This window comes from Cryobacterium sp. 10I5 (assembly GCF_035019865.1).
Taxonomy (GTDB): Bacteria; Actinomycetota; Actinomycetes; order Actinomycetales; family Microbacteriaceae; genus Cryobacterium; species Cryobacterium breve_A.
This window is the reverse complement of sequence record NZ_JASJVI010000107.1, coordinates 1-9,807: the sequence shown is the minus strand read 5'-3', so window position 1 is coordinate 9,807 and position 9,807 is coordinate 1. Positions and strand designations below refer to the sequence as shown.

Annotated in this window: 9 protein-coding genes; all 9 read left to right on the top strand. The window is 65.4% G+C overall.

What is annotated here, in order from left to right:
* Positions 1-1,004: hypothetical protein (locus QN350_RS17595; protein WP_323516972.1), on the top strand; the 1,004-nt coding region annotated here is incomplete at its 5' end.
* A 129-nt stretch (positions 1,005-1,133) separates the two neighbouring features.
* Positions 1,134-2,807 carry a GspE/PulE family protein gene (locus tag QN350_RS17590; protein WP_322138029.1) on the top strand — a complete coding sequence of 558 codons (1,674 nt, stop codon included), beginning with the start codon at positions 1,134-1,136 and terminating at the stop codon, positions 2,805-2,807.
* A 30-nt stretch (positions 2,808-2,837) separates the two neighbouring features.
* Positions 2,838-4,616, top strand: a complete 1,779-nt coding sequence (locus QN350_RS17585) for a PilT/PilU family type 4a pilus ATPase (protein WP_322138028.1) — start codon at positions 2,838-2,840, stop codon at positions 4,614-4,616.
* On the top strand, positions 4,616-5,845 hold the full coding sequence (locus QN350_RS17580; RefSeq protein WP_322138027.1) for a type II secretion system F family protein: 1,230 nt from the start codon (positions 4,616-4,618) through the stop codon (positions 5,843-5,845). The genes QN350_RS17585 and QN350_RS17580 overlap by 1 nt, the downstream gene beginning before the upstream one ends.
* A gap of 181 nt (positions 5,846-6,026) precedes the next feature.
* Positions 6,027-6,464: a prepilin-type N-terminal cleavage/methylation domain-containing protein gene (locus QN350_RS17575; protein ID WP_322138026.1), complete on the top strand. Its 438-nt coding sequence runs from the start codon at positions 6,027-6,029 to the stop codon at positions 6,462-6,464.
* A 127-nt stretch (positions 6,465-6,591) separates the two neighbouring features.
* Positions 6,592-6,996 carry a prepilin-type N-terminal cleavage/methylation domain-containing protein gene (locus QN350_RS17570; protein ID WP_322138025.1) on the top strand — a complete coding sequence of 135 codons (405 nt, stop codon included), beginning with the start codon at positions 6,592-6,594 and terminating at the stop codon, positions 6,994-6,996.
* Positions 6,993-7,571 carry a PulJ/GspJ family protein gene (locus tag QN350_RS17565; RefSeq protein WP_322138024.1) on the top strand — a complete coding sequence of 193 codons (579 nt, stop codon included), beginning with the start codon at positions 6,993-6,995 and terminating at the stop codon, positions 7,569-7,571. The genes QN350_RS17570 and QN350_RS17565 overlap by 4 nt, the downstream gene beginning before the upstream one ends.
* On the top strand, positions 7,562-9,229 hold the full coding sequence (locus QN350_RS17560) for a hypothetical protein (protein WP_322138023.1): 1,668 nt from the start codon (positions 7,562-7,564) through the stop codon (positions 9,227-9,229). Before QN350_RS17565 ends, QN350_RS17560 begins: the two co-directional genes overlap by 10 nt.
* A gap of 1 nt (position 9,230) precedes the next feature.
* A partial coding sequence (locus tag QN350_RS17555; RefSeq protein ID WP_416347743.1) for a prepilin peptidase occupies positions 9,231-9,807 on the top strand: 577 nt, incomplete at its 3' end.

The window sequence follows — 9,807 nt, the reverse complement described above, 5'->3', positions numbered from 1 at the left end:
CGCCCGCGCCCATCCCCCTGCTCGTGACCCTGCCACGCAGCCTCGCCCTCGTCCTCCTCGCCGTCTTCGCCGCCGTGCACCTTCTGCTCGCCTTCGGAGACCCCGGGCCCGTTGACACCCGGCCCCTCACGGCGTTCGGCCTGCTGCTGATCGTCGTCGCCGCGGTGTGGCTCCTGGCCGTCGTCCCCGACCCGATTCCCCGGTGGGCGCCCCTCACGGTGATCCTGATCGCCACAGCCGGGGCCGCGCTCGCCTCGGTCGCCGTCGCCCCGGCATCCGCCCAACCGTTCGCGCACTGGGCGTTCGGCGCGGTCACCCTTCTGCTCGTCCTGCTCGCCACCCGCGGGCGGCCCGGTCCGGCCTGGGCCGGCTACGGCCTGCTCGTCGCGGTCGGGCTCGGCTGGGCGCTGCTTAACGGCCTGGGCGTCGCCGACGGCCTCACCCTCGTCGTGCGTCACGCCGCCACCCTGCTCGCCGGCGCGGTCTTCGCCGTCGGGCTCACCCGTTCGACCCGCACCCTCGCCGTGCTCAACCGGGAGCGTGCGGTGTCGATCGCGGCCACCGCGAGCGACGTGGCCGCCCTCACCGAACGGGAAACGGAACTCGCCCGGGTCAACGGCCTCGCCCGGCCTGCCCTGGAGCGCCTCGCGGGCGGGGAGGACCTCGACCCGCCGCTCCGCGCCGAGTGCCTCATCGTCGAGGCCACCCTGCGCGACGCCATCCGGGCCAGGACGCTCTTCGTCGAACCCGTGATCACCGCCGCCCGCGCCGCACGGCTCCGCGGCGTCGACGTCACCCTGCTCGACGACTCCGGCGGCCGGCCCCCCGAGGCGCTCGCCGCGGTCGCGGACATCGTCGCCGGCCAGCTCGATCTGCTCGACGCCGGTCGCCTCACCGCGCGGCTCCTCCCGCCCGGCCGCGACGACGTCGCTTCCCTCGTCGTCGAGTCCACGGGTTCCCGGATGCTGACGGTTTCGCCGGTCGGACGGCTCCGTACCCCCTGATTGTGGGTCTGCGCTCACGCTCAATGCGAGTTACCGTTGGTAGTCACCACTTTTTCCCGAGCGCGGATCGATTTGTACGCTGCGTGCGCTCGCGGTTCTCTGCAGCTTCAGCCGGCGGGGGAGGATCGCGTGGCTTCACTGACCGAGATTCTGATCCTGCACGGGCTACTGCCGATCGAGAGCCTTGACACCCTGATGGCCGGTGACCCGGCCGACGAAAGCGCCGTGCGTGCACTCGTCGACTCCGGGGTGATCACCGAGGCCCAGTTCGCCAGGGCCCGTGCCGAGCAGGCCGGACTCGCCTTCGTTGAGCTCATCGACTTCCCCGTGGACCGGACGGCCGTCGCCCTTGTCACCCCGGTAATGTGCCGCAGGCACCAGGTGCTGCCGATCGCCATCGAGGGTGGCCGGCTCGTTCTGGCCATGGTCGACCCCGGGGACGTTTTCGCGGTCGACGACGTGCGCGAGTCCGCACGGATGCGGGTCATCCCCGTCGTCGCCGAGAAGGGCGACCTGCTCGCGGCGATCGCCCGCTACCACCGCGCCGACGACGAGCTCAGCAACCTCACTACCACGATGGAGGACGAACAGGCCAGCGTCGAAGCCCCCTCGGCGTTCGGGGTCTCGGACTCCATCGACGACGACGCCCCGATCGTGCGCTTTGTCAACCTGCTGGTGAGCCAGGCGATCCAGGACAAGGCCTCCGACATCCACATCGAGCCCGCCGAGCACAACCTGCGGGTGCGGTACCGCATCGACGGGGTGCTGCACGAGATGCAGAGGGCGCCGAAGAGCATCCAGAACGGCGTCATCTCGCGCCTCAAGATCATGAGCGACATCGACATCGCCGAGCGTCGGAAGCCCCAGGACGGCCGCATGTCGGTCAGCCACGGCGGCCGGCAGATCGACCTCCGCGTCGCGACCTTGCCCACAGTGTGGGGCGAGAAGATCGTCATGCGAATCCTCGACAACTCCTCGACGACGATGGATTTGCACGCCCTGAACCTGCTCGAGCACAACTACGAGGCGTACAAGAAGTCGTATACGAAGCCCTACGGGATGATCCTCGTCACGGGCCCGACCGGGTCCGGCAAGTCGACCACCCTGTACACCACGCTCAACTCGGTCGCCCGCCCGGAGATCAATGTGATCACGGTCGAGGACCCGGTCGAGTACCGGATGAAAGACATCAACCAGGTGCAGGTGAACCCGAAAGCGGGGCTCACCTTCGCGAGCGCGCTGCGGTCCATCCTCCGCAGCGACCCCGACGTCGTGCTCCTCGGCGAGATCCGCGACCACGAGACCGCGCAGATCGCGATCGAAGCCTCGCTCACCGGCCACCTCGTGCTTTCGACCCTGCACACCAACGACGCCCCGAGCGCGATCACGCGCCTCACCGAGATGGGCATCGAGCCCTTCCTCGTCGGTTCTGCCCTCGACTGCGTTGTCGCCCAGCGCCTCGCCCGCCGCCTCTGCGACCGCTGCAAGGCCCCCGCCGAAGTCACCGTCGAGCGCCTCAACCAGCTGAGATTCGGGTTCGACCCGACCCAGCCGTTGCCGGTGCTTTACCAGCCGATCGGCTGCCAGAACTGCTCGAAGACCGGCTACCGAGGCCGGCTCGCCGTGCACGAGGTCATGACGGTCTCCGAGAACATCGAACGGCTCGCCGTCGACCGCGCCTCGAGCGCGGACATCGGCCGGGCCGCCCGGGCGGAAGGAATGATTTCCCTCCGCGATGACGGCTGGGAGAAGGTCCGCATGGGCCTGACCTCAATCGAAGAGATTCTGCGAGTCGTTGCATAGCGCTCGTCGCATGCCGAAAGGAAAGAACGCATGGACAGGCCAAAGGAAGGTCCCCCTGTTGAGCCCGGAGCTGATGTCTCCTGGTGGGATCAGATCGCCGCGAGCCCCGGCCAACTCACCGAGGCCGAAGTCGCCGCGCAGGAGCGCGCGGCGCTCCTGCGCAAGGCCTCGGACGATCTAACCGCTGAGCGTGCCGGTTCCGAATACGGCGCTACCGGCGGCCACGGCTTCGAGCGCCGCAGCGAACGCCGCACTGCATCCATGTACCCCGAGACCGGACCGGGTGCTCTCGGGGCCGCGCCGACGTTCGCAGACACGTGGCAGGTCGCGCCCGTTGCAGCCGACCAGGATCTCGAGGACGCCGACCTGACGGATGCCCCCGCACCCCAGCCCGCGACGCGGCTGACCCCCGCCGAATCATTGCCTGCGCGCTCGCACGCCGACCCGTGGGTATTCGAAGCTACCCGGGGCGACTTCGCGCCCACCGCCATGTCGCCCTTCGAGATCGCGCCGCCTTCGGATACGCCCACCACCGAACTCTTCGACCTTACGCCCAGTGTGCGACCGACCGGTTCCGGTCGACGCGCGGCGATTGTCGCTGAGCCCGACGCGTCCACCGAGGGGGTGCGCGGTCGCGCCCCCGTGCACATCGGCCCCGACGGTCGTCAGGCCGACCCCGACCTGATCGACGCGCTCAGCCTGGTTCTTGAGCTCGAGGCATCCGACCTGCACATCACCGTCGGAGCGCCGCCTACCATTCGTATCGACGGAGCCCTGCGACCCATCGAAGGACTGTCGGCCTGGATGCCAGACAAGGTCAGGACGGCACTGCACAGCATCATTTCGCCCGCCGATCTGGCCCGATTCGAAGACGACCGCGAGCTCGACTTCGCCTACACCGCAGCCGGCGCCCGGTTCCGGGTGAATTTCTACCACCAGCGCAACTCGATCGGCGCGGCATTCCGTCTCATCCCGCGCGAGATCAAGCCGCTCAAGGAACTCGGCGTGCCCGAGTCCGTAGGCAAGTTCTCCCTGATGCCGCGTGGCCTGGTCCTGGTCACCGGTCCCACCGGTTCGGGCAAGTCCACGACGCTCGCCGCCATGGTCGACCTCGCCAACGCCACCCGCCCCGATCACATCGTCACCGTCGAGGACCCGATCGAGTTCCTGCACAAGCACAAGAAGTCGCTTGTCAACCAGCGCGAGGTCGGGCACGACACCAAGAGCTTCGCCGCCGCGCTCAAGCACGTGCTGCGTCAGGACCCCGACATCATCCTGATCGGCGAGCTCCGCGACCTCGAGACCATCTCCGTGGCCTTGACCGCCGCCGAGACCGGCCACCTCGTCTTCGCGACCCTCCACACCCAGGATGCCGCCCAGACCATCGACCGCATGATCGATGTGTTCCCGCCGCATCAGCAGGGCCAGATTCGCACGCAGCTCGCGGCGACCCTGCGCGGCGTGGTCTGCCAGACCCTGGTCAAGCGGGCGAATCACCGGGGTCGGGTGGTTGCCACCGAGATCCTTGTCACGACGCCGGCCATCGCGAACCTGATCCGCGAGGGCAAGACCCACCAGATCGCGTCCATGATGCAGTCGGGCGCCGCCGACGGCATGCACACGATGGACCAGCACCTCGCTGAACTCGTGGATGCCGGTCAGATCACTCGTCAGGCAGCCATCGACAAGGCGCACGATGTCGACAGTCTGCAGCAGCTGATCAAGCGCACCACCAGCGCGGCGGACATCTCCTGGGGGACGACGGACGACGCAGGCCAGGGCGACAACTACTCGACTCCGCAGCGCTGATGTCCACCGCACAAGCCTGGGCCTACGTCGGCCGCGACAAGAGCGGCAAGACCGTCAAGGGCAAACTGGACGCCTCCAGCGAGGCGGCTGTCGTGAGTCGCTTGGGCGCTCTGGGAATCTCCCCGCTTTCAATCAAGGAGTCCGGTGAGGGCACAGGCCTCAATCGAGAGATCTCCATTTCGGGATTCAGCAAGGGTGTCGGCCTCAAAGACCTCGCGATCATGAGCCGCCAGATGGCCACGATGATCGGCTCGGGACTGTCCCTGCTGCGCACGCTCAATATCCTGGCCGAACAGACCGAAAGCAAGCCGCTCGCCAAGATCCTCTCCCAGGTGCGAGACGATGTGGAGACCGGAATCTCGATCTCCACTGCCTTCGGCAAGCACAGTCGGGAGTTCCCGCCGATCATGATCAACATGGTGCGGGCCGGGGAGACCGGCGGTTTCCTCGACCGGGCACTCGAATCGATCGCGGACAACTTCGAGAAGGAGGTCAAGCTACGAGGGACCATCAAGTCGGCGATGACCTACCCGGTGATCGTGCTCCTCATGTCGCTCGCGTCCGTGATGATCATGCTCATCTTCATCGTGCCGATCTTCGAGGACATGTTCAAGGGCCTGGGCAGCGGACTACCGGTTCCGACGATGATCCTGGTCAACCTGTCGCACTCGATGGTCGTCGTGGGCCCCATTCTCGTCGTGGCCATCGTAGTATTCAGCATTTGGTGGAAGAAGAACAAGAACCTCGACCGGGTGCGCCGGGTCGTGGACCCGGTCAGGCTCAAGCTGCCCGTGTTCGGCTCCCTACTCAAGAAGATCGCCGTCGCCCGATTCGCCCGCAACTTCGCCAACATGATCGGCGCCGGCGTTCCTATTCTGCAGGCCCTCAAGATCGTCGGTGAGACCTCGGGAAACTGGGTCGTCCAGGATGCCCTCGCCAAGGTGGCCGACTCCGTGCGCGAGGGCCAGTCGATCTCGGCTCCCCTTTTGGCCCAGCCGGTCTTCCCGCCGATGGTCACCCAGATGATCGCTGTCGGCGAGGACGCCGGTTCGCTGGAGACAATGCTGAACAAGATCGCGGACTTCTACGACCAGGAGGTCGAGTCGTCGACCGAGCAGCTTACCGCGGCCATCGAGCCGCTGATGATCGCGTTCCTGGGCGTCATCATCGGTGGCATGGTCATCGCGCTCTACATGCCGATCTTCAGCATCGCGAGTGCCATCAAATAGCCGCAGAGCCGGCGAGTGCCGCGGCACCACATTGTATACAAAATTCGAAAAGAAGCCATACCCCAGCACTGGGGGTGGGGGATCGGTAAAATACCCCTCTTTCTTGGGTCGCAGCTGTTAATAACCTGCAAATATTATAGAAGTCCGATCGACCGACGGCCGGTTCGCTGATACCAAACGAATGGAATACACAGTGCTAGCTCGTAGCCTCGCCGCCCTCAACCGCCGCCGGAACGACCCGGAATCCAACGAAAAGGGTTTCACCCTGATCGAGCTTCTCGTCGTCGTGATCATCATCGGCATCCTCGCAGCCATCGCCATCCCCGTGTACCTGGGTGTCCAGAACGGCGCCAAGGACGCTTCCTCGAAGAGTGACCTCACCGCGAACAAGACCGCCCTGATCGCCTATTGGACGCAAACCCCAGGCGCCACGACTCCGGCGACGGGGACCGCAGCCGGCCTCCTCGCTAGCTACGGATGGGTTACGAGTCCCGGCGCAGCCTCGGCCGTCGTACGCGCGGCCACCGTGACTGACTTCTGCCTGTCGTCGACGAGCGCCTCCACCGCCGTCTTCTACATCACCGCGACTACCCAGCCGTCAACGACAGCCTGCTCGTAGCCAGACGCTGGCTTGGCCGGTGAGACGGGAATCCCAAGGGATTCCTGTCTCACCGGCCAAATGTGCACGGTCGGCTCCAGGGCGATCGTTTCATGAACTCCTGGTGGTAACGAAGGCGAGGCGGACGATGGCCAGGCGGGTATCGGACGCACACGAGGAGGGAGTCACCCTCATCGAGGTCGTTGTCGCGATCTTCCTTCTTGCCATCCTCGCGCTTGCCCTGCTTCCATCGGCGATCGGCTTCCTGAAGGCCACGACGACGAATGCGAGCATGTCGGAGGCCACCGGTCTGGTCAATCAACAGCTGGAATCGGCACGAGCGGTCACCCAGACGTGCACCGCCCTCCAAGCCTGGGCTGGGGAGACCCTCCCCCCGAAGCCGGACAACGGCACCGTCTTCCAACCGTCCCGGGCGACGATCACGTGCCCCAGCAGCTACCCCGGAACGGCGAGAGTGTCCGTGCAAGTCACCATCAACGGCGTCAAGCCTGTGACGGGCGTCACCTTGCTGTTCGTTGCGGCCGCATCATGAACCGCACCATTCGCCGGCTGGTCCAGGGGCAGAGCGGACTCACGCTCATCGAGCTCATGGTCGCCATGGTGCTCACGGTACTCATCCTCGCGGTCGCGGGTGGCCTCTTCATCTCAACGTCTAAGGCGCAATCGACCGTCACCACAGGAACTCAGGCGACAGATACCGCCCAGGCGGTCGCGCGTTCCATCGAGCGGGGCATCACTAACGCCTCGGAATTCACCATCCTCACCTCCGGCAGCGACAGCCTCCTTATCGCCCGTACCGCCGGCCCGGGGTCCACTGTGGTCTGGAAATGCAACGGGTGGTACTACTCGGCTGCCAACAGAGACATCCGAACCACGGCGACCGCGGATGGGACCAAAATAGTCCTGCCATCGTCGGCACAACTCGCCGCCTGGACAGTCCTTGCGTCGAACGTGCTCCCTACGGCTGGCAATCAGATCTTCACTCTCTCGGGGGCTTCACAACTTGACCTCAATCTCGCGGTCATGGTGTCCGGAGGCGTCCCCGTCGCGCTCACGACGACAGTGCTCATGAAAACCGGAGTGGCAGGGACGGGAACATGTTATTGAAGCGAAATTCGGGATCCAGCAACGACGAAGGCGTCGCCCTCATCGCCGTCGTCAGTCTCACCGCTGCATGCGCACTTCTGCTGGCCCTGATGGCGGCCTCGGCGATCTATGGTTTCGGAACGACATCGGCATCCAGGGCCGATGTCCAGTCGCAGTCGGCGGCGCAAGCGGGTGTCGCTGCGGCAAGCGTCGGGATGAACATGGTGAGTGGATCCAATACCTGTTCGGCGGTCGGCGGCGTGTATTCCAACGCGGCAGGCACAACTCCGGTTTTTTCAGCCAAGATCTACAAGCCGAACGGAACGGGCGGCTGGGACCTCGGCTGCCCTGTCGACAATACGACCCAGGTTCGGATCGTCTCACAGGGCGCCGCGGCCGACAAGGGAGTCCAGGGCCGCACCGCGTATGACTCGGCCTCTGTCGAGACCATTCTTGGGCCGAGCGCTGGAGCTTCATCCGTGGGTGGGACTGGTCCCGCCGTCTACTCGAACTCCTCGAGTGGATTCGGCGCCTCCGGGACACTCGTATCGATCGCCGGATCGAGCCCGAGCGTCATGGTCGCGTCGGGCGATGTCGCCTGCAGCGGCGCATCATCCGGGGCAAAGGACCTGGTCGTCGCTACCGGATCGGTGACACTTTCCGGCAGCTGCAGCATCACGGGCAGCGTGTGGTCTGCCGGGTCTGCGGCCATTTCCGGCGGTGTGGTAGTCGGCGGTAACCTCGTCGCCAACGGCGTGTCGATAAACAGCGGGACCGTGGGCGGCGGCGTCTGGTCCGCCAGCGGCCTGAGCCTGAGCGGCGGTTCGTCCTACATCAACGGTAACTCCACGTCACAGAGTCTCACCTTCAACAGCGGGGGCAAGATCAGCGGAAGTGCATGGGTATACGGCACAGCGACCCGCGACTGGGGATCGGCGATCACCGGTGGACTGACCGCGAAATCCATCGTCAATCCGACACGCGGTTCTGTGGGGTCGCAGACCACCATCGCCGCGGGCCCCGGTGCGTCACCGTACGCGACGCCGGTTATGCCGACGGTTCCTACGTGGATCGATTTCAAGTACGACGCGACGGCCTGGCCTGCCTGGCCCGTGCGCGTTGTCAGTGGCGCGACGTGCAACACAGCTGCGATCACCACAGCACTCGCGGGAATCACCGGACCGGCCGTGCTTGACGGCAGAGGGTGCACCAACGGCATTGTGATCAACGGAAGCGACATCGTCAGCTTCCCCGCCGATCTCGCTGTCTTTGCCAAGAAGATCTCAGTGACAGCTAGCGGCGGTTTCAAATCGACTGCCGCCGCAGGAGGGAGACTCTGGCTGATCACGGAGGACACCACCATGGATGGAACTCCGACGAACACCATGTGTCCGAGCAATAGCCTGGCGAACCAGTCGATCTACCTCGACGGCAATCCACAATTCACGAGCCTCGCCGTGATGATCTATACGCCGTGCCGGCTGGTCGTGAGCAGCGGGGTCACGTTCAACGGACAGATGTACGTGGGACAGGCCCAACTCGATGGCGGTGCGACAGTCGGATTTGTGCCAGTGGGTCTGCCCGGCTACAACATGACAACCGGGTCGGGAACGACCGGTGCCACGTCCACCCTCAATCGCCAGGTCGTATCGACGCGCAACATCCAAACGGGTGGTTGATGTGACTGCTGCGATTGCGGGGGTGTTCGGAGCTCTCATCGGCTCCTTCCTGAACGTGGTTGTGTACAGAGTTCCGAAGGGACTGTCCATTGTCAGCCCTCCGAGCGCGTGCCCTAGCTGCGGTGCAGGCATCCGAGGCATGGACAATGTCCCGCTCATCTCGTGGCTTGTGCTTCGAGGACGGTGCCGCGATTGCGCCACCCGCATCTCCGCCCGGTATCCGCTCGTCGAGTTGGGAACTGCCCTCTTGTTCGCGGCATCCAGTGCAGTGTTCCTGCCCGCGGTCGCCGTCGCGTTCGAATCGGGTGACACCGGGCAGGTTGCCGGGACGATAGTTGTGACCATCGCCTTCCTCTATTTCGCCTCGATATCGGTCGCGCTCGCACTCATCGACGTCGACACCCACAGGCTGCCGAATAGCATAGTGTTGCCTTCCTACCTGGTTGCGTCGGTGCTCCTGACCACGGCTGCACTCGCGTTCGGTGATTTCAGCACCCTCGGGCGATCCTTCACCGGAATGGCAGCGCTGTTCGTCTTCTACCTTGCACTGGCGCTCCTCAAACCGGGCGGGATGGGGT